General features: G+C 68.9%; 13 protein-coding genes. 7 read left to right on the top strand and 6 right to left on the bottom strand.

Annotated elements, in window-relative coordinates; translation table 11 throughout:
- Positions 1-96 precede the first annotated feature (96 nt).
- The 6 genes from scpA to OMP43_RS07365 are packed head-to-tail and all read left to right on the top strand — an operon-like array spanning position 97 to position 7,204.
- Entirely contained in the window at positions 97-2,238 is a 2,142-nt protein-coding gene (gene scpA, locus OMP43_RS07390) for a methylmalonyl-CoA mutase (RefSeq protein WP_280279082.1), read from the top strand.
- The gene (locus tag OMP43_RS07385) at positions 2,235-3,473 is read left to right on the top strand and encodes a S41 family peptidase (protein WP_280279081.1); all 1,239 of its coding nucleotides are present in this window, start codon (positions 2,235-2,237) and stop codon (positions 3,471-3,473) included. The genes scpA and OMP43_RS07385 overlap by 4 nt, the downstream gene beginning before the upstream one ends.
- 50 nt (positions 3,474-3,523) lie before the next feature.
- Complete coding sequence (gene bioB / locus OMP43_RS07380) at positions 3,524-4,558, top strand: biotin synthase BioB (protein WP_280279080.1); 1,035 nt, start codon at positions 3,524-3,526, stop codon at positions 4,556-4,558.
- On the top strand, positions 4,555-4,794 hold the full coding sequence (locus OMP43_RS07375) for a hypothetical protein (RefSeq protein ID WP_280279079.1): 240 nt from the start codon (positions 4,555-4,557) through the stop codon (positions 4,792-4,794). The genes bioB and OMP43_RS07375 overlap by 4 nt, the downstream gene beginning before the upstream one ends.
- Positions 4,791-5,183 (top strand): lysozyme inhibitor LprI family protein, encoded by a 393-nt coding sequence (locus OMP43_RS07370; protein WP_280279078.1) that lies wholly within the window; start codon positions 4,791-4,793, stop codon positions 5,181-5,183. The genes OMP43_RS07375 and OMP43_RS07370 overlap by 4 nt, the downstream gene beginning before the upstream one ends.
- On the top strand, positions 5,183-7,204 hold the full coding sequence (locus OMP43_RS07365) for an acetyl/propionyl/methylcrotonyl-CoA carboxylase subunit alpha (RefSeq protein ID WP_280279077.1): 2,022 nt from the start codon (positions 5,183-5,185) through the stop codon (positions 7,202-7,204). The genes OMP43_RS07370 and OMP43_RS07365 overlap by 1 nt, the downstream gene beginning before the upstream one ends.
- A gap of 236 nt (positions 7,205-7,440) precedes the next feature.
- Here the strand turns inward: OMP43_RS07365 and OMP43_RS07360 are convergent, their stop codons facing one another.
- Positions 7,441-8,184, bottom strand: coding sequence for a creatininase family protein (locus OMP43_RS07360; RefSeq protein ID WP_280279076.1), 744 nt, complete (start codon positions 8,182-8,184; stop codon positions 7,441-7,443).
- Positions 8,181-9,752 (bottom strand): benzoate-CoA ligase family protein, encoded by a 1,572-nt coding sequence (locus OMP43_RS07355; RefSeq protein WP_280279075.1) that lies wholly within the window; start codon positions 9,750-9,752, stop codon positions 8,181-8,183. The genes OMP43_RS07360 and OMP43_RS07355 overlap by 4 nt, the downstream gene beginning before the upstream one ends.
- A gap of 266 nt (positions 9,753-10,018) precedes the next feature.
- Between OMP43_RS07355 and OMP43_RS07350 the strand changes: the two genes are divergently transcribed.
- Positions 10,019-10,750 (top strand): META and DUF4377 domain-containing protein, encoded by a 732-nt coding sequence (locus OMP43_RS07350; RefSeq protein ID WP_280279074.1) that lies wholly within the window; start codon positions 10,019-10,021, stop codon positions 10,748-10,750.
- A 39-nt stretch (positions 10,751-10,789) separates the two neighbouring features.
- Here the strand turns inward: OMP43_RS07350 and OMP43_RS07345 are convergent, their stop codons facing one another.
- Genes OMP43_RS07345 through OMP43_RS07330 form a run of 4 tightly spaced genes read right to left on the bottom strand, consistent with a single transcriptional unit; the run spans position 10,790 to position 19,762 of the window.
- Positions 10,790-12,220: an efflux transporter outer membrane subunit gene (locus tag OMP43_RS07345; RefSeq protein ID WP_280279073.1), complete on the bottom strand. Its 1,431-nt coding sequence runs from the start codon at positions 12,218-12,220 to the stop codon at positions 10,790-10,792.
- Entirely contained in the window at positions 12,217-15,408 is a 3,192-nt protein-coding gene (locus tag OMP43_RS07340; protein WP_280279072.1) for an efflux RND transporter permease subunit, read from the bottom strand. The genes OMP43_RS07345 and OMP43_RS07340 overlap by 4 nt, the downstream gene beginning before the upstream one ends.
- The gene (locus tag OMP43_RS07335; RefSeq protein WP_280279071.1) at positions 15,405-18,539 is read right to left on the bottom strand and encodes an efflux RND transporter permease subunit; all 3,135 of its coding nucleotides are present in this window, start codon (positions 18,537-18,539) and stop codon (positions 15,405-15,407) included. The genes OMP43_RS07340 and OMP43_RS07335 overlap by 4 nt, the downstream gene beginning before the upstream one ends.
- The gene (locus tag OMP43_RS07330) at positions 18,536-19,762 is read right to left on the bottom strand and encodes an efflux RND transporter periplasmic adaptor subunit (protein ID WP_280279070.1); all 1,227 of its coding nucleotides are present in this window, start codon (positions 19,760-19,762) and stop codon (positions 18,536-18,538) included. The genes OMP43_RS07335 and OMP43_RS07330 overlap by 4 nt, the downstream gene beginning before the upstream one ends.
- Between the last annotated feature and the right edge of the window lie 15 nt (positions 19,763-19,777).

Genomic DNA, 19,777 nt, shown 5'->3' with positions numbered 1-19,777 from the left:
GAAGGGTGAGGGGGCTGTATCTCCCTACGTCCCCCTCATCCTTCCCGCTGATTGCATCAGCGGGCTCCTTCCTTCTCCCACAAGGGGAGAAGGAGTTTGAGCAACAAACCCACTCCCGCCGATTGGGAAGCCCTTGCTTCGAAGGAAGTGAAGGGTCGCGACCTGACCTGGCACACGCCCGAGGGCATCGAGGTCAAGCCGCTCTACACGGCCGAGGATGTCGTCGGGATCGATCCCGGCCTGCCGGGTGTCGCGCCGTTCACCCGCGGGGTGCGCGCGTCGATGTATGCCGGGCGGCCCTGGACGATCCGCCAGTACGCCGGCTTCTCGACCGCCGAGGAGTCCAACGCCTTTTACCGCCGCAACCTCGCGGCCGGGCAGAAGGGGCTGAGCGTCGCCTTCGATCTCGCCACCCACCGCGGCTATGACAGCGACCATCCGCGCGTCACTGGCGATGTCGGCAAGGCCGGCGTGGCGATCGACAGCGTCGAGGACATGAAGATCCTGTTCGACGGCATTCCGCTCGATCAGATGTCCGTCTCGATGACGATGAACGGCGCGGTGATCCCGGTGCTGGCCTTCTTCATCGTCGCGGGCGAGGAGCAGGGCGTCGACAGGAGCCTGCTCGACGGGACCATCCAGAACGACATCCTCAAGGAGTTCATGGTCCGCAACACCTATATCTACCCGCCCGAGCCGAGCATGCGGATCATTTCGGACATCTTCGCATATACCAGCGCGAACATGCCGAAATTCAACAGTATTTCGATTTCCGGCTATCATATGCAGGAAGCCGGGGCGACGCAGGTGCAGGAGCTCGCCTTCACCATCGCCGACGGCATGGAATATGTGAAGTACGGCGTCGCCAGCGGCCTGGATATCGACAAGTTCGCCGGGCGTTTGAGCTTCTTCTTCGCGATCGGCATGAACTTCTTCATGGAAGTGTCGAAGCTGCGCGCGGCCCGTGTGCTCTGGCACCGGGTGATGACCAGGCTGGGCGCGCAGGACGAGCGGAGCAAGATGCTGCGCACCCACTGCCAGACCTCGGGCGTGTCGCTGACCGAGCAGGATCCGTACAACAACGTCATCCGCACCACGATCGAGGCGATGGCGGCGATGCTGGGCGGCACGCAGAGCCTGCACACCAACGCGCTCGACGAAGCGATCGCGCTGCCGACCGACTTTTCCGCCCGGATCGCGCGCAACACCCAGCTGGTCATCCAGGAGGAGACCGGCATGTGCAACGTCGTCGATCCGCTGGGCGGCAGCTATTATATCGAGAGCCTGACCCAGGAACTGGTCGACAAGGCCTGGGAGATCATCGAGCGGGTCGAGGCCGAGGGCGGCATGGCCAAGGCAGTGGCGGCGGGCTGGCCCAAGGCGATGATCGAGGAGGCGGCCGCGGCCACCGCGGCGCGGATCGATCGCGGCGAGCAGGTGATCGTCGGCGTCAACAAATATCGCAAGGCCGAGGAAGAGCCGATCGACATCCTCGACGTCGACAATCACGCCGTGCGCGAGGCGCAGATCGCGCGGATCCGGCGCGTGCGGGCGGAGCGCGACGAGGCGGCCTGCCAGGCGGCGCTGTTCGCGCTGCAACAGGGTGCCCGGGGCAGCGACAACCTGCTGGCGCTCGCCGTCGAGGCGGCGCGCGCCCGTGCCACGCTGGGCGAGATCAGCGCGGCGATGGAAGCCGGGTTCGGCCGCTACGCCACTCAGCCCAACCCGGTGCAGGGCGTCTATGGCGGCGCCTATGCCGACGACACGGTCTGGGCGCGGCTCAAGGACGGCGTGGATGCCACCGGGCGGCGCCTGGGCCGCCGCCCGCGCATGCTGGTCGCCAAGATGGGGCAGGACGGGCATGATCGCGGTGCCAATCTCGTGTCCTCGGCATTTGGCGACCTGGGCTTCGAAGTCGTGCCGGGGCCGCTGTTCCAGACCCCGCAGGAAGCCGCCGCGCTGGCGATCGCGCGCGATGTCGACGTGGTGGGCGCCTCCAGCCTCGCCGCCGGGCACAAGACGCTGATCCCGGAGCTGATCCGCGAGCTGCAGGCCGCGGGCAGGGCGGACATCAAGGTGGTCGCCGGCGGCGTGATCCCGGCGCAGGACTATGAGTTCCTGCGCGAGGCGGGCGTGCAGGCGATCTTCGGGCCGGGCACCAACCTTGTCAAAGCTGCCGAGGAAGTGCTGAGGCTGCTCGGGCACAACATGCCCCCGGCCGAGGAAGCTGCGGAATGAGCCTGTTGCTGGCACTGGTACTGGCATTCCCGGTCGCACAGGATGCGCATGATGGGTCCAGTGGCGACCTTTCCCACGCATTCCAGTTGATCAAGGAGAACAGCCTCGTCCCCATTGCCGAGGACAGGATGGCTTCCGAGGCGGCGCGGTTCATGAGCATGATTCCCGAGCTGCAGCCGGATGCCATATCGCCAGCGGATGTGAGAGACCTGCCCAAGCTGCTTGCCTATTTCAGGGCCCTGCGGACGAGCGCGAACGGAAAGCTGGACGAGCGCCGGCTGGTGGAAGCGGCCATCAACGGGATGGCCGCGTCTTCCGGCGCGCGCGATGGCTATATCGACCTCGACGCCCAAAGGGAGCTCAAGTGCAATTGCGCGGCGTCGATCGGCGTTTCGGCAAGCCTGGTGGGCGGAATGCCGGTGGTTGTGCTGACAGCTCCGGGATCCCCAAGCGCCGATATACTTCACGAAGGGGATGTGATCACGCGGATCGACGGGGAGAGCACGATCGGAATAGGGCTCGATCGGTTCGTCGCGCGTCTCCGCGGAGAGCCGGACAGCATTGTTACCCTCACTGTCCAAAGACCCGGTGTCGATCCGGCCGAGATCCGGCTGGCGCGCAAGGTCAATATCGCCAAGCCGGTCAGTTGGCGGATGGAGGGCGCGGTCGGGATCATAACCGTCTCATCGCTCGGCCCCGATGTGACGTCGCAAGTGAAGCAAGCAATCGTCGCGCTTCGGGATTCGTCCCGCAAGCCCGAGGGCTATATTCTCGATCTGCGCGGCAATGGCGGCGGGCTCCTCTCGGTGGCATCGGACCTGGCCGACATCTTCATGGCGAGCGGGCCAATTGGCATGCAACGCGGTCGTGAGCCCTATGACATCGAGCGATATGCCGCCAAGCGCGGCGACGATATCCGGGGCCTGCCGTTGGTCGTCCTGACCGATCGCCAGACGGGATCCGGTGCCGAGATCGTCGCGGCCGCCCTGCAGGACACGCATCGTGCGCGGATCGTGGGCCAGAAGACATTTGGGAACGGGCTGATTCAGAGCATCGTGCCGCTCAGCAGCCATGCGGCGATCCGGATAACCACGGGGCAGTATTTCCGGGGTTCGGGCGCACCCATCCAGGAAGTCGGCGTGAAGCCGGATATCGAAACGCCCGCCGGGCAGGAGAAGGGCGACGACAAGACGCTCAAGGCGGCGCTCGGACTGCTTGCGGCGCCGGCATCCTGAGGGCAAGCCGTGCGCAATATCCCCGGGATCCGGGGCGAGGAGATTATCGAATGAAGCATGCAATGGCCGCCTCCAGTCTCTCGGGGGAGAGCCGCGTCCGTACCGACTGGACCCGCGAAGAGATTGCGGCGCTGTTCGACCTGCCGTTCACCGAGCTCGTGTTCCGGGCGCAGACCGTCCACCGCCAGCATCACGCGCCGAACGAGGTCCAGCTCTCCACCCTGCTCAGCATCAAGACCGGCGGCTGCCCGGAGGATTGCGGCTATTGCAGCCAGTCCGTCTCGGCCGAGACCGGGCTCAAGGCGACCAAGCTGATGGACGTGCGCCAGGTGCTCCAGGCGGCGGCCCAGGCCAAGGACCATGGCTCGTCGCGCTTCTGCATGGGCGCCGCCTGGCGCAATCCCAAGGATCGCGACATGCCCGCCATCGTCGAGATGGTGCAGGGCGTCCGCGCCATGGGCATGGAGACCTGCATGACGCTGGGCATGCTCAGCGAGAAGCAGGCCCGGATGCTCGCCGATGCCGGGCTCGACTATTACAACCACAATATCGACACGTCGCCCGAGCGCTACGCCGAGGTGATCACCACGCGCAGCTTCGAGGACCGGCTCGACACGCTCGAGCATGTCCGCGAGGCGGGGATCAATGTGTGCTGCGGCGGCATCGTCGGCATGGGCGAGACGCGACCGGACCGTGTCGGCTTCATCCATGCGCTGGCGACTTTGCCGGTGCATCCGGGCAGCGTGCCGGTGAACGCGCTGGTGCCGATCAAGGGCACGGTGCTGGGCAACATGCTGGCCGACACGCCGCTCGCCCAGATCGACGATATCGAGTTCGTCCGCACGATCGCGGTGGCGCGGATCACCATGCCGGAGAGCATGGTGCGGCTGAGCGCGGGCCGCGAGAGCATGAGCGACGCCACCCAGGCGCTGTGCTTCCTGGCCGGCGCCAACTCGATCTTCACCGGCGACAAGCTGCTGACCGCGGGCAATGCCGGCGACGACAAGGACGCGGCGCTGTTCGCCCGGCTGGGCGTCAAGCCGATGCAGGCCGAGGTGAAGGTCGAGCTGGAGGCGGCGGAGTGAAATCGGGGCGGGCGATCCGGGCTGGGCTTGCGCTCCTGCTGCATGGAGCGCCCGCGCTGCTGTCGCTCGTGCTGGCACGAGCAGCGAAACCGCGCCAGGACTGTACCCTCGATGATCAGGCGGTCGGCTTCATCTGCTCCGACTATGGCCAGTTCTACTGGCTGGCATTCGGCATTTTCGGGCTGGCCATGATGCTTGGGCTGTTCGCGATCTTGCGAAAGCGAGATACTGAATGATCCTGTATCTCCTGCTGTCGCTCGCCGCGCCGTCACAGGAATGCGATGACCGGGAAGGCGACGTCGCCGCCGCCGAATGCTGGGATACGGCCTATCGCAAGGCCGATGCGCAGCTTAACCGGGTCTGGCCGGGCGTGCTGGCTGAGGCGCGGGCGGCGGACAAACGCTTCCGCCCGACGCCGCGCCGGGATCGGCCGGGCGCCGGGAATGATCTGCTGGCCTCGCAACCTGCCTGGCTCGCTTTTCGTAACGCCCAGTGCGCCGCCGAGGCGGGATGGGCGCAGGGCGGTTCGCTCGAACCCGTCCTTGTCGGGCGCTGCCTGACGCTGATGACGCGCGAGCGGGTGCTCAAGCTCAAAGACATTCAAAGCGGATTCAAGGAACCCTGATGTTCAAGAAGATCCTGGTCGCCAATCGCGGCGAGATCGCGTGCCGCGTGATGCGCACCGCCAAGAAGATGGGGATCGCCACCGTGGCGGTCTATTCGGATGCCGATGCGCGCGCGCCGCACGTGCTGATGGCGGACGAGGCGGTGCGGCTCGGGCCGGCGCCGGCGGCGGAGAGCTATCTCAAGGCCGAGCTGATCCTGCTCGCGGCCAGGGAGACCGGGGCCGATTGCATCCATCCGGGCTATGGCTTCCTCTCGGAGCGCGAGAGCTTCGCCAGGGCCTGTGCCGAGGCCGGGATCGCCTTTGTCGGGCCGCCGCCGGGTGCCATCGCGGCGATGGGCGACAAGATCGAGTCCAAGAAGCTCGCCAAGGCGGCGGGCGTGAACGTCGTGCCGGGTTTTGTCGGGGTGATCGAGGATACCGAGCACGCCGTGCGCATCTCGAACGAGATCGGCTATCCGGTGATGATGAAGGCCTCGGCCGGCGGTGGCGGCAAGGGCATGCGGCTGGCCTGGAGCGAGACCGATGTGCGCGAGGGCTTCGAGGCGACCAAGCGTGAGGGCCTGGCGAGCTTCGGCGACGACCGGGTGTTCATCGAGAAGTTCATCGAGAGCCCGCGCCACATCGAGATCCAGGTGCTGGGCGACCAGCACGGCAACATCGTCTATCTGGGCGAGCGCGAATGCTCGATCCAGCGCCGCCACCAGAAAGTGGTCGAGGAGGCGCCGTCGCCCTTCGTCTCGCCCGAGATGCGCAAGGCGATGGGCGAGCAGGCCGTCGCGCTGGCGCGGGCGGTGGGCTATTTCAGCGCCGGCACGGTCGAGCTGATCGTCTCGGGCGCCGACAGGACCGGCGCGGGCTTCTACTTCCTCGAAATGAACACGCGCCTGCAGGTCGAGCATCCGGTGACCGAGGCGGTGACCGGCATCGATCTGGTCGAGCAGATGATCCGCGTCGCGGCCGGCGAGAAGCTGGCCTTCGCCCAGGAAGACGTGAAGCTCACCGGCTGGGCGATCGAGAACCGCGTCTATGCCGAGGATCCCTATCGCGGCTTCCTGCCGAGCACGGGCCGGCTGGTGCGCTATCGCCCGCCGGCGAGCGAGGAGACGCCCTATGGCGCCCCGGGCACGCGCGGCGACCATGGCTATGTCCGGGTCGATGACGGCGTGACCGAGGGCAGCGAGATCTCGATGTTCTATGATCCGATGATCGCCAAGCTGATCACCTGGGGCGAGACGCGCGACGAAGCGGCCGATCTGCAGGTGGCGGCGCTCGACCGGTTCCGGATCGACGGAATCGGCCACAATATCGATTTCCTCTCGGCGCTGATGCAGCATCCGCGCTTCCGCTCGGGCGCGATCACCACCGGGTTCATCGCGGAGGAATATCCGGAGGGGTTCCACGGCGCGCCGGCTTCGGAGGCGCTGAAGCGCAAATTGGCGGTGGTCGCCGCGGCGATCGACCTGCAGCGGGCCGAGCGCGGGGCCTGCATCTCCGGCCAGCTCGCGGCGCACCAGCCGATCCCGGGCGAGCGGGTGGTAACGATCGACGGCGAGCGGTTCGCGATATCGGCCGATGCCGGCCGGCTCTTCCTCGACGGCGCCGAAGTGGCGTTCGACAGCGACTGGCGGCTCGGCGATATCCAGCTCGATGCCGAGATCGACGGCGCGCCGCTCAGCGTCGCGGTCGATCGCAGGGGATCGGCCTGGAAGCTGACCGCGCATGGCGCTTCGCATCTTGTCGAGGTTCATCCCCCGCACGTCGCGCAATATCGGCACCACATGATCGAGAAGATCCCGCCGGACATGAGCAGGTTCCTGCTCGCGCCGATGCCGGGCCTGCTCACCCGGCTCCATGTCGCGCCGGGCGACAGGGTCGAGGCCGGCCAGCCGCTCGCCGTGGTGGAGGCGATGAAGATGGAGAATATCCTGCGCGCCGAGCGGGCCGGAGTGGTGAAGGCGGCGAATTTCGGCCCCGGCGACAGCCTGGCCGTGGATGCCGCGATCCTCGAATTCGAGTGACGCGGCGGCCGGGTCGGGCGACGCCGCGGAACCAAACGCAGCGCCGCCCTTGTCCGGGTTGGGCACAAAGACTCCTCCGGATGGCGGGGTCTTAGCCTCCGAAGGGTTGCAGCAGCCTTTGCTAAGGCCCGGACGGCGACGGCATGCGGCCCGGGGCCGGCATGCGGCAATTTGGCTGCGACGAACCTGTCGCGGCGCGCGACCGGGCCGCACGCACAAGGGTTTGCGAAGCGCTGCTAGATCGCCGCGCGAACCGCGCGCACGATCGCCTCGGCCATGATCGCGGAAGTCTCGGCGCCTTCCCGTGCCGTGGCGCGGGCAGGATAGCCGAAATAGGCCTGGGGCCCGCCCGCCTCGGTGAAGGTCGTCGCGCCGGCGGCGAAGGCGGTGACGAGGCTGGCCGGATTGTCGGCGAGCGCTGCGCGCGCGGGCTCGTCCACCAGGTCGGGCCGATCGGCAAGGACCAGGCTGGTCTCGAACTGGCCGGCATGGCAGGCGCCGGAAACGAACTCCTCGGTCAGCTCCGCCGCCAGCGCGCGCCGGGTGAAGTCGGGAAAGGCAAGCGGAAGCCCGAGCGCGGCGACCTCCGCGGCGAGGCCCCGCAGCATCGCGACATTGGCCGGATCGAAATGGCTGTTCGCCAGCGCCAGACAGGCGAAGCCCTGGGCCTTCAGGCTCGCGGCGATGTCGAGGATCGCCGCCCGGGCCGTGGCTTCGCCGATCGAGATGGTGCCGGGGAATTCGGCCGCATAATGGGCGGGGGCATAAGCGAGGGCGGGCAGCACGAAGGCGTGCAGGCCTTCCCGGGCGAGCAGCACGGTGGCGCGGCGCGCCATGCCCTCGGAAATGATCACGTCGGTGCACAGCGGCAGGTGCGGCCCATGGGCCTCCACGGCGCCGAGCGGCAGGATCGCCACCACCGGCGCGCCGCTTCGCAGCGCGGCCTGCACCCGCGTCCAGGGCTGGTCGCCGAGCATCATCGCCAGATCTCCCGCAGCTTCTTGCGATCCATCTTGTCGCGATCGTTCCGGGGCAGGGGATCGGGCGAGAAGAAGACGTGATGCGGCACCTTGTAATGGGCGAGGCGCGCGCGCGCAAAGCCGAGCAGCTCCGCCTGCAGCATCTCGCTCGCCGGGGCGTCCGGGCGCGGGACCACGACCACCACCGGCTTTTCGAGGCCATTGGCATCGGCGCGGCCGAACACGCAGCATTCGAGCACCGCCGGATGCTCGCTCAGGCAGCCTTCCACTTCCAGCGGGCTGACATAGATGCCGCCGCTCTTGATCATGTCGTCGCCGCGGCCTTCATAATACCAATAGCCCTCGGCATCGCGCCGGAACAGGTCGCCGCTGACGATCGCGCCGCCGCCCAGGTGGCGTTTCGACTTGGCATAATCGCCATGATAATAGAGCGCGGCGGAATCCCCGCGGATGCGCAGCACGCCGATCTCGCCGCCCGCGATCGGCATGCCGCTGTCGTCGAGCAGATCGGCTTCATAGCCGGGCACCAGCTTGCCGAGGCTGCCCGGGCGGATGTCGCCGGGGCGGTTGCTGATATAGATGTGGAAGCTCTCGGCGCTGCCGATCCCGTCGATGATCGGCACGCCGAAACGCGCGTTCCAGCGCGCGTGGAGCTCGCGCGGCAATGCCTCCCCGGCGCTCCACATCAGCCGGATGCTGGACAGGTCCGGCGCGCGCGCCTCCGCCTCGAGCATCTTGTTGATCAGCGTGGGCACGTTGGTGAGCACCGTGGGGCGGTGGCGCTCGATCAGCGCGAAGATATGGTCCGGCGTCGGCTGCTCGCGGAACAGGATCGCGGTCGCGCCCATGGCGAAGGGGAACATCAGGTTGGTGCCGGTGGCATAGCCGAAATAAAGCCGCGGGCCGGACAAGGTGATGTCGTCCGCCGTCATGCCGATGAAGCGCTTGGCATAGACTTCGGTGTTGTAGGCGAAGTGGAAATGGCAATGGACGGCGCCCTTGCTCTGCCCGGTGGTGCCGCTGGTGAAGAGCCAGACCGCCGGATCGTCCCGGCGCGTCGGCCAGGGCGGCGGCGCGGCCGGCGCGGGGGCCGCGATCCAGGCGTCGAAGCTGGGCAGGCCGGGCGCCTCGCCGACCAGGATGACCGCGTTCGGATCCCGGCAATGCCGGGCCTGGGCGCGCGCCGCCTGGAAGGCCTCCAGGCTGGTCTCGTCGATGAACGCGAATTGCGGCTTCACATAGCCGAGATAATAGGAATAGTCGGCCGCCGGCAGCATCGGGTTGACCTGCGTGACGACCGCGCCCGCCTTGAGCGCGCCGAACCAGGCATAGACGAATTCGGGGCAGTCGCGCATGCACAGCAGCACGCGCTGCTCGGGCAGCAGGCCCGATGCGAGGAGCCGCTCGGCGACCTGCGTCACTCGGGCCGCCACTTCGTCATAGGTGATCGCCTGGTCCTCGAACAGCAGGGCGGTCTTCGATCCGCGCCCCGCCGCCAGGTTCGCGAACACGAAGTAATCCGCCATGTTGAAGCTGTCGGGAAAGACCGGTGGCTCGTCCGTCGTCACGCCTGTCCTCATCCTCTCCGCGCGCCGATGGTGCCGGCCCGCGCCCATGCTGCGGCCATCGTTGATCGATGCGCCTGAACGAGTCCGATCATTGGGAAGCCGGCGCCGCTCGTCAATCGCGCCGGCCTGGCATAGGATCGCGCCGTCACCACCGGCTGATCCGGGCCCTGGCGGGGCGCCGCTCCTTTCAGGCCGGCAACGGCGGGGACACGTCTCGTTCATTCCGCCGCGTCCACAGGCGGCGCCAGTATCAACGGGAGTTTGACATGATTTTCTCGCATCCGGCCGGTCGGGCCGCGATTGGTCTCCTTGCCCTGGCCTCTGCCGGCGCGACCGCCGCAGTGGCGGCACCCGCGCCGCAGCGCACCGGGACGGCCGCCCTGGCCGCGCATCACTGGGACCTCGTGGCCTGGAGCGGCCGCAAGCTGCCGGAGGGCAGGCCGCTCCGGCTCGATTTCGACGCCGGCCGCCACAGCTTCTCCGCGGACACGGGATGCAATCGCGCCGGCGGCGCCTATCGGGTGAAGGGGCGGACGATCCGGCTCGGCGACGGCAAGGGCCAGTTCGCGAGCACGCTCATGGCCTGCCCCGAGCCGGCAATGGCGACCGAGCGCGCCTATGTCGCCAGCCTCGCCGCGGTCCGTTCCTACCGGATCGATGGCAACCGCCTCGTGCTGCGGACCGCGAACGGCGCCACCCTGACCTATCGCGCCGCGCACAAGCCCGCCGCGAACGCGCTGCGCAAGTTCATCTACGTCTCGGCCGAGACCAGGCCGTGCACCGGCGTCGCGCCGATGACCTGCCTCCAGGTGCGCACCAAGGAAAGCGATCCCTGGCAGCTCCATTATGGCGGCATTGTCGGCTTCGAGCCGCAGCCGGGGATCGAATATCGCATCCGGATCATCGAGGAGAAGATCGCCAATCCGCCGGCGGATGCCTCTTCCATTCGCTGGACCCTCGATCAGGTGGTCGAGCAGCGCGTGGTCAAGCGCCGGTAAGCCACGGCCCGCACCCTTGCCGTGCCGGCGAGGGTGCGGTCAGCGGGGCAGCGGCGTGCGCGGATCGGGCGCATGCCAGCCGCCGCCGATCGCCTGGACCAGCGAGACGGCGGCAACCTGCCGGTTGACCACGGCGAGGATATCGGTGTTGCGCGCCGCCAGCGCGGTGTTCTGTGCCACGATCACGCTCGAATAGGCGACCGTGCCCGCCCCATATTGGTTGCGCGCGATCCGCTCGGCCGCATTGGCGGCGGTGGCGGCCGCCGCGCGCTCGGTCGCGACGGTATCGAGCACGCGCACGGCGGCGAGCTGATCCTCCACCTGCTGAAAGGCCGTGAGCACGGCCTGGCGATACGCCGCCACCGTCTGGGCATATTGCGCGCGCGCCTGATCGACCTTGGCCGTGCGCGCGCCGAAATCGAGCAAGGTCAGCGCGCCGGTGAGCCCCAGCGACCAGGCGCTGCTCGCCACTCCGAACAATGCGCCGAGCGCGGAGGATTGCTGCCCGATCTGGCCGGTGAGCCCGATCGTGGGGAAGAAGGCGGCGCGCTGGACGCCGATATTGGCATTGGCCGCCGCCACGCCGCGCTCGGCCGAGGCGATGTCGGGCCTGCGCTCGATCAGCTCGCCGGGCAGGATCGCGGGCACTTCGGGCACCGCGCGGTTCCAGGTCGCGGCGGGCGCGATCGAGAAGGTGGAGGGATTCTCGCCCACCAGCACCGCGATCGCATGTTCGAGCAGCGCGCGCTGGCGGATCAGGTCGGCGGCATCGCCGCGCGCGTTGCGCAGGGCGGTCTCCGCCTGGAGCACGTCCGCGCGCGCCGATACGCCGGCATTGTAGAGATTGGTGGTGATGGTGAGCGCGCGCTCATAATCCACCACCGTCGCGTCGAGCGCGACTTTCTGGGCTTCGATCCCGCGCAGCTGGACATAGTCGAGCGCCAGCTCGGCCTGGGCCGACAGCGTGGCGTTGGCGAGATCGGCCTCGCTCCCCTGTGCCTGCGCCCGGGCCTGCGACACGGTGTTGCCGATCTTGCCCCACAGATCGGGCTCCCAGCTCGCTTGCAGCCCGAGCTGGATCGAGCCCGCGGGCTTGATGCTGCTGTTCGCCGCCAGCCCCCCGCTGTCGTTCGCATTGGCCTGCAGGCTGACCGTGGGGAGCGCGGCGGCACGCTGCTCGCGCACCAGCGCCCGGGCCGCGTCATAGGTGGCCTTGGCCGCGGCGAGATTCTGGTTGGAGACGATCACCCGCCGCTCGAGATCGTCGAGCACGGGATCGCCGAACATCGTCCACCATTCGCCCTTGGCCATGGCATCCGAAGGGGTGGCGGGGCGCCATCCCGGCGCTTCCTTGAAGCTCGCCGGGACGGTGGCGGTGCTCGGCCGCGCGTAGGGCGGCGCCAGGTTGCACCCGGAGAGCAGCGTCGCGGCGAGCGCGGGCAGGGCGAGCAGGGGGCGGGTTCGGGTCATGCGGGCTCCAGTCCGGGGTCGCCCGGGTCGTGCCGTGCCAGCAGCCGCTCGTGCGGGCTGCGGCGGCGGAACCGGTCGAGGGCGAGGAACACCACCGGTGTGGTGAACAGGGTCAGGAATTGCGCGGCGACCAGCCCGCCGACGATGGCGACGCCCAGCGGCTGGCGCATCTCCGCGCCCTCGCCGAAGCCGATCGCCAGCGGCAGCGCGCCCAGCGCCGCCGCGAGGGTGGTCATCACGATCGGGCGGAAGCGCTGCAGCGCCGCCTCGCGGATGGCGTCGACCGGAGCGAGGCCGCGCCCGCGCTCGGCGTCCAGCGCGAAGTCGATGATCAGGATCGCGTTCTTCTTGACGATACCGATCAGCAGGATGATCGCGATCAGCCCGATCACGTCGAGCTGCATTCCCGCCAGCATCAGCGCCACCACCGCGCCGACGCCGGCCGAGGGGATGGTCGAGAGGATGGTGATCGGGTGGATCGCGCTTTCGTAGAGGATGCCGAGCACCAGATAGATGGCGACCAGCGCGGCGAGGATCAGCAGCGGCATCGATCCCATGGATTGCTGGAGCAGCTGGGCATTGCCGGCGAAGCCGCCATGCACGGTGGCGGGCAGCCCGGCGCCGCGCTGGATCGCGATCAGCCGCGCCGCCGCCTGGCCGAGCGTGACGCCGTTCGGCAGGTTGAACGAGACGGTGGCCGAGGGCTCGCCGCCCTGATGGTTCACGATCGCCGGGGTCGAGTTGTTCTGCCAGCGCGCGATGGTGGAGATCGGCACGATCGTGGCGGGCGTGGTGTTCACTGCATTGCCCGTCGAGGCATCGCGGCCCGCGCCCGTGGTCGACACCGGCACGGAGCCCGCCGCCGCCGCCGCGCTGCCCGCGCCGGCGGGAACATAGGTGCCGTTCAATGCCTCGGGCGAGGTGCTGAATTCGGGCGCGACGCCCAGCACGACATGATATTGGTTGAGCCCCGAATAGAGCGTCACTGCCTGGCGCTGGCCAAAGGCATCGTACAGGGCGTTGTCGATCGCCTGGTTGGTGATCCCCAGCCGTGCCGCGGCGACGCGGTCGACCGTGAGATAGGTCTCGGAGCCGCCGTCCTGCTGGTCGATATCGACATCGGTGAAGGTCTGGGGCTCGCGCTTCATCAGCTCCACCAGCTTGGTGCCGGCCGCGCGCAGCGTGACGGGGTCGTTGGCCTGGAGTGTATATTGATAGCTGCTGTTGGCGCTGCGGCCGCCGGTCTGCAGGTCCTGCACCGGGTTGAGGAAGGCGGTGACGCCGGTGACCCGGCCGAGCTGGGGGCGCAGCCGGTTGATCACCGTGCGGGCGGGATCGCGCTTGCCCTGCTTCAGCATGATGAACAGGAACGCGCCGCCCGTGCGCGAGCCGCCGGTAAAGGCCACGACATCGGCCACCGCGGGATCGCGCTTCACCATCCCGACGATCTGGATCAGCCGGGACTGCACCGCGCTGAACGACATGCTCTGGTCGACATGCACGCCGCCCATCAGCGAGCCGGTATCCTGTTCGGGGAACAGGCCCTTGGGCGCCTGGACGATCAGCGCAACGTTGAGCGCGACCGTCGCGGCGAGCAGCGCCAGCGTGATGCCGCGATGCGCGAGGGCGCGGTCGAGCCCGTGGGAATAGCGTGCGCGCACATGCTCGAAGCCGCGCTCGAACCATTGCGCGAAGCGGGGCGTGCGTTCCTCGCGGCGCAGCACTAGCGCGGCGAGCATCGGCGTGGCGGTGAGCGAGATCACCAGGCTGATCGCGACCGCCACCGACATGGTCACCGCGAACTCGCGGAACAGCCGCCCGACCACGCCGCCCATGAACAGCAGCGGGATGAACACCGCGATCAGGCTCGCCGAGATCGAGAGCACGGTGAAACCCACTTCGCGCGCGCCGGTGAGCGCGGCCTGCACCGGCTTCATCCCGCGCTCGATATGGCGGGCGATGTTCTCCACCACCACGATGGCGTCGTCGACGACGAAGCCGGTCGCCACGGTGAGCGCCATCAGCGAGAGGTTGTTGAGCGAGAAGCCCAGCATGTAGATCACCGCCACCGTGCCGAGCAGCGAGGTGAGCACGGCCATGGCGGGCACCAGCGTGGCGCGCAGCGAGCGCAGGAACAGGCTCACCACCCCCACCACCAGCAGCGTGGCGATCAGCAGGGTGATCTCCACTTCGCGCAACGAGGCGCGGATCGTGGTGGTGCGGTCGCTGGCGAGATGGAGCTTCACATCGGCGGGGATCGACGCCTGGAGCCGGGGCAGGGCCGCCTTCACGGCGTTCACGGTCGCCACGATGTTGGCGCCCGGCTGGCGGGTGATCACCACCATGACGGCGCGCTGGCCGTTGAACAGGCCCATGGTGCGCACGTCCTCGGGCCCGTCATGGACATTGGCGATGTCCTGGAGCCGCACCAGCGTCCCGCTGCGGCTGGCGATGGGCAGGTCGCGGAAATCCTCGGCGCGCACGCCCGGCGTGTCGGCATAGATCTGCCAGGCCAGCCCCGATCCCTCGATCAGGCCGCGCGGGCGATTGGCGGCGCTGGCGGACAGGGCCGCGCGCACGTCCTCGAGCGGGATGCCGTAGCGGGCCACGGCGAGCGGATTGACGTCGACCCGCACAGAGGGGAGCGCCGCGCCGCCCAGCTCGACATCGCCCACGCCCTCCACCTGGAGCAGGCGCTGCTGCACGATGGCGGAGACGGTGTCGAAGATCTCGGCGGGGCTGCGCCGGTCCGACGTGAGCGCCAGGATCATGATCGGCGCGTCGGCGGGATTGACCTTGCGATAGGTGGGGTTGGTGCGCAGCGTCGCCGGCAGGTCGGCGCGGGCCGCGTTGATCGCCGCCTGCACGTCGCGCGCGGCACCGTCGATGTCGCGGCTCAGGTCGAATTGCAGCGTGATCCGCGTCGATCCGGTGGACGAGGCGGATGTCATCTGCGTCACCCCCGCGATCGTGCCCAGCCGCTTCTCCAGGGGCGCGGCGACGCTGGAGGCCATGTTCGACGGGCTGGCGCCGTTCAGCGTCGCGGTGACGCTGATCGTCGGCAGGTCGATCTGCGGCAGGGGCGATACCGGGATTGAAAGCGTCGCCGCCACCCCGGCCAGCATCAGCCCGAGCGTCAGCAGCAGCGTGCCGACCGGCCGGCGGATGAAGGGGGCGGAGAGGTTCATGCCGCCGCCGGTGCTTCCGCGGGCGGCCCGGCCCGGCCGAAGCGGGCACCCAGCCGCTCGAACGCCAGGAAGATCACCGGCGTGGTGAACAGGGTGAGCAGCTGGCTGACGATCAGCCCGCCCGCGATGGCGAGGCCGAGCGGCTGGCGCAGCTCGGAGCCCATGCCCGATCCGAAGATCATCGGCAGCGCGGCGAACAGGGCGGCGAAGGTGGTCATCAGGATCGGGCGGAAGCGCAGCCGCGCCGCCTGGCGGATCGCGGCATCGGCCTCCATTCCTTCCTCGCGCTGGGCCCGGATCGCGAAGTCGATCATCATGATCGCGTTCTTCTTGACGATGCCGATCAGCAGCACGATGCCGATGATCCCGATCACGCCCAGCCCCTCGCCCGACAGGATCAGCGCGAGCAGCGCTCCCACCGCGGCGGCGGGCAGGGTGGAGAGGATGGTGAGCGGGTGGATGAAGCTCTCATAGAGCACGCCCAGCACGATATAGACGATCACCACCGCGGCGAGGATCAGCCAGAACTCGTTGCCGAGCGAGCTGCGGAACGCTTCCGCCGCGCCCTGGAAATGGGTGTCGAGCGACGCGGGCACGCGGATCTTCGCCTCCACCCGCGCCACGGCGTCCACCGCGGCGCCCAGCGAGACGCCCGGCGCCGGATCGAAGCCGATCGTCGCGGCGGGAAACTGGCCGACCCGCGTGATGAGGAGCGGCGCGGTGCCCTTGTCGAACCGCGCCACCGTGCCGAGCGGGACCGAGGTGCCGCTCGAGGTGGGGACATAGAGGCTGTTCAGCGCGTCCGGCGAGGTGAGCATGCCGGGCTGGCTCTCCAGGATCACCCGATACTGGCTGGCGGCGGTGAAGATCGTCGAGACGATGCGCTGGCCGAACGCGTCGTAGAGCGCGCTGTCGATCGTCGAGGCGCTGATGCCCAGCCGCCCGGCGCTCTCGCGATCGATCGTCACCGTCACGGCCCGACCCTGGTCGAGCACGTCGGACGTGACGTTGGCGAGCGCGGGCTCGCGGCGCAGCGCCGCGGTCAGCCGCTGCGCCCATTGGTTGACCTGCGCCTGGTTCGCGCCCTGCAGCGCGAAGCGATAGCGCGTCGGCCCGCCCTCAGAATCGATGGTGAGATCCTGGACCGGGCGGAAATAGACCTGGACGCCGGGGATGCCATGGACGCGCTCCGCCAGCCGGTCGAGCAGCGCGGCCTGGCTGCCGCGCTCGGACTGGGGCTTCAGGTTGATCAGCATCCGCCCCTGGTTGAGCGAGGGGTTGACGCCGTCCACGCCGACATTGCCGCTCAGGCTGTCCACGTCGGGATCGCGCAGCACCGCGTCGGCCACCTGGGTCTGGATCGCCTGCATCCGCGCGAACGAGGCTTCCTGCGGCCCGACCACCACTGCCTGGAGCTGGCCGGTATCCTGTTCGGGGAACAGCCCCTTCGGAATGGCGAAGGCGAGCAGCCCGGTGAGCGCCAGCGTGCCGGCGAAGAGCAGCAGCACCAGCCGCTGGCGCTCCAGCACCCAGGCGAGGCCGCGGGCATAGCCGTGCGCCACCCGGTCGAACGTCGCGAGCGACCAGCGGACCGGGGCAATGAGATGTTCCTCCGATTCGCGCCGCAGCCAGCGGCCCGAAAGCATCGGCACCAGCGTGAGCGCGACGCCGGCCGAGATCACGATCGTCACCGACAGCGTCACGGCGAACTCGCGGAAGAGCCGGCCGACCACGTCGCCCATGAACAGCAGCGGCACCAGCGCCGCGATCAGGCTGACGGTGAGCGAAACGATCGTGAAGCCGATCTCGCCCGATCCCTTGAGCGCCGCCTGGAGCGGCGTGTCGCCTTCCTCGATATGGCGCTGGATGTTCTCGATGACGACGATCGCGTCGTCGACCACGAAGCCCGCCGCGATCGTCATCGCCATCAGCGTCAGATTGTTGATCGAATAGCCGAGCTGGTACATCGCGGCGAAGGCGCCGACGAGCGAGAGCGGCACGGCGAGGCTGGCGACGAAGGTGGCGCGCGGGCTGCCCAGGAACAGGAACATCGCCAGCGTGACCAGCACGACCGCGAAGGCGAGCTCAATCTGCACGTCCGCCACCGAGGCGCGGATGCCGGCGGTGCGATCGGTGAGCAGGGTCACGTGCACGTCGGGCGGAAGCTGGGCCTCGAGCGCGGGCAGCGTCGCCTTGATCGCGTCCACCGTCGCGATCACATTGGCGCCGGGCTGGCGCTGGACGTCGACGATCACCGCCGGCGTGCGGTTCATCCAGGCGGCGAGGCGCACATTCTCGGTCGAATCGACTACATTCGCCACGTCGCTCAGCTTGACCGGCGCATTGTTGCGCCAGGCGACGATCAGGTCGCGATATTCCTGCGCCGTGCCGAGCTGGTCGTTGCCGTCGATCGACCAGGAGCGGGTGGGTCCGTCGAAGCTGCCCTTGGCGGCATTGGCGTTCGCGGCGGTGATCGCGGCGCGCAGCGTCTCCGTGGAGAGCCCGTACGACGCCAGCGCCTGGACATTGGCCTGGATGCGCACCGCCGGCCGCTGGCCGCCCGACAGCGTCACCAGGCCGACGCCGCTCATCTGGGAGATCTTGGCGGCGAGGCGCTGGTCGGCCAGATCCTCGATCTGGGCCAGGGTTCGCGTGCGCGAAGTCAGGCCCAGCGTCACGATCGGCGCGTCGGCGGGATTGACCTTGGCGTAGATGGGCGGGGCGGGGAGGTCCGACGGGAGCAAGGTGCCCGCCGCGTTGATCGCCGCCTGCACTTCCTGCTCGGCGACGTCGAGCGACAGGTCGAGCTTGAACTGGAGCGTGATCACCGAAGCGCCGGCCGAGGATTGCGACGACATCCGCGCCAGGCCCGCCATCTGGCCGAACTGGCGCTCGAGCGGGCTGGTGACCGTGAGCGCCATCACGTCCGGGCTGGCGCCGGGATAGAGGGTGCGCACCTCGATCGTCGGGTAATCGACTTCGGGCAGCGCGGACAGCGGCAGCACGCGATAGGCGACCAGCCCGGCGAGCAGCACGGCCACCGCCAGCAGCGTGGTCGCCACCGGCCGCAGGATGAAGACGTGCCAGGGGCCCGCCCGCTCGACCGGGCCGGGCTGTTCGTCCGCGCTCACTGGCCCGCGCCGTGCCGGTGCCTGTGCCCGCCGCCAGGCTGGCCCGTGCCGCCCCTGCCGCCGCCGGTGCCCTGCTTGCCCGGCAGCGTGACGCTGGCGCCGTCATCCAGGGTATCGGCCCCGTCCGTCACCACCATCGCGCCCTGCGGAAGCCCGCTGGCGACGATGATGTTGGTGCCGTCGCTCGGCCCCAGCTTCACCAGCGTGAGCTTCACCGTGCGATCGGGCTGGATCACGAAGACGAAATCGCCGTTCGCGCCGTGCCGCACCGAATTGACCGGCACGGCGAGCCCCTGATGTACGGTGCCGATCTCGGCCGAGACGTTGACGAACTGGCTCGGGAAGAGCGCGCCGCCCCCATTGCCGAAGCGTGCCTTCGCCTTCACCGTGCCGCTGGTCGGGTCGATCTGGTTGTCGAGCGTCAGGAAACGGCCCTGGGCGAGCGTGGACGCGCCGGTGGAATCGGTGGCGTTGACGGGCATGTCGCCGCCGCTCGCCAGCCGCGCCTGCAGCGTCGCGATCTGGTTCTGGGGCAGGGAGAAGGTAACGTCGATCGGATCGATCTGGGTGATCACCGCCAGCCCCGTCGTGTCCGAAGGCGTCACGTAATTGCCGATATCGACCTGGCGCAGGCCGATCCGCCCGCTCACCGGCGCGCGGATCGAAGTATAGGCGAGGTTGAGCGCGGCCGTGCCGATCGCCGCGCGGTCGGCGCCGATGGTGCCGTCCAGCTGCTTGAGCGTCGCAGCCTGGGTCTCGACCTGCTGGCGCGCGATCGAATCCTGCGCCAGCAATCCCTGGTAGCGCTTGAGGTCGGTCGCGGCCATGTCGCGCTGGGCCAGGTCGCGGGCGAGGTTGGCGCGCGCCTGGGCGAGCGCGAGCTTGTACGGGCGCGGGTCGATCTGGGCGATGAGCTGCCCCTTCGCCACCATCTGCCCCTCGGTGAAGTGCAGGCTGAACAGCGTGCCGGCGATCTGGGTGCGCACCGTGGCGGTGGTCAGCGGCTGGACGGTGCCGATCGCGGCCAGGCGGATCGGCATGTCGATCCGCCCGACATGGGCGACGCCCACCGTGATCGGCTGGCCCGCGCCGCCGCGGTGCCGCCCGCCCGGCGCGCCTTCGCGGGACGCGTTCCACCGCCATGCCGCGAATATGACCAGAAGCAGGACAAGGACGATGCCGATGGCGCGCCAGCGGAGCGGGGTCAGCTTGAAGCCTGTCACCAGCGCACCTTTCGT

It is taken from the genome of Sphingomonas sp. CBMAI 2297 (assembly GCF_029870595.1).
Taxonomy (GTDB): Bacteria; Pseudomonadota; Alphaproteobacteria; order Sphingomonadales; family Sphingomonadaceae; genus Sphingomonas.
The sequence above is the reverse complement of the archived record's forward strand: the minus strand, read 5'-3'. Positions and strand labels throughout refer to the sequence as shown.

Excerpts from the sequence above, each read along its gene's own strand:
- OMP43_RS07360 (WP_280279076.1), bottom strand. The coding sequence starts at position 8,184 with ATGATGCTCGGCGACCAGCCCTGGACGCGGGTGCAGGCCGCGCTGCGA.
- OMP43_RS07345 (WP_280279073.1), bottom strand. The coding sequence starts at position 12,220 with ATGACCCGAACCCGCCCCCTGCTCGCCCTGCCCGCGCTCGCCGCGACG.
- OMP43_RS07385 (WP_280279081.1), top strand. The coding sequence starts at position 2,235 with ATGAGCCTGTTGCTGGCACTGGTACTGGCATTCCCGGTCGCACAGGAT.
- OMP43_RS07365 (WP_280279077.1), top strand. The coding sequence starts at position 5,183 with ATGTTCAAGAAGATCCTGGTCGCCAATCGCGGCGAGATCGCGTGCCGC.
- OMP43_RS07350 (WP_280279074.1), top strand. The coding sequence starts at position 10,019 with ATGATTTTCTCGCATCCGGCCGGTCGGGCCGCGATTGGTCTCCTTGCC.
- bioB (WP_280279080.1), top strand. The coding sequence starts at position 3,524 with ATGAAGCATGCAATGGCCGCCTCCAGTCTCTCGGGGGAGAGCCGCGTC.
- OMP43_RS07370 (WP_280279078.1), top strand. The coding sequence starts at position 4,791 with ATGATCCTGTATCTCCTGCTGTCGCTCGCCGCGCCGTCACAGGAATGC.
- OMP43_RS07340 (WP_280279072.1), bottom strand. The coding sequence starts at position 15,408 with ATGAACCTCTCCGCCCCCTTCATCCGCCGGCCGGTCGGCACGCTGCTG.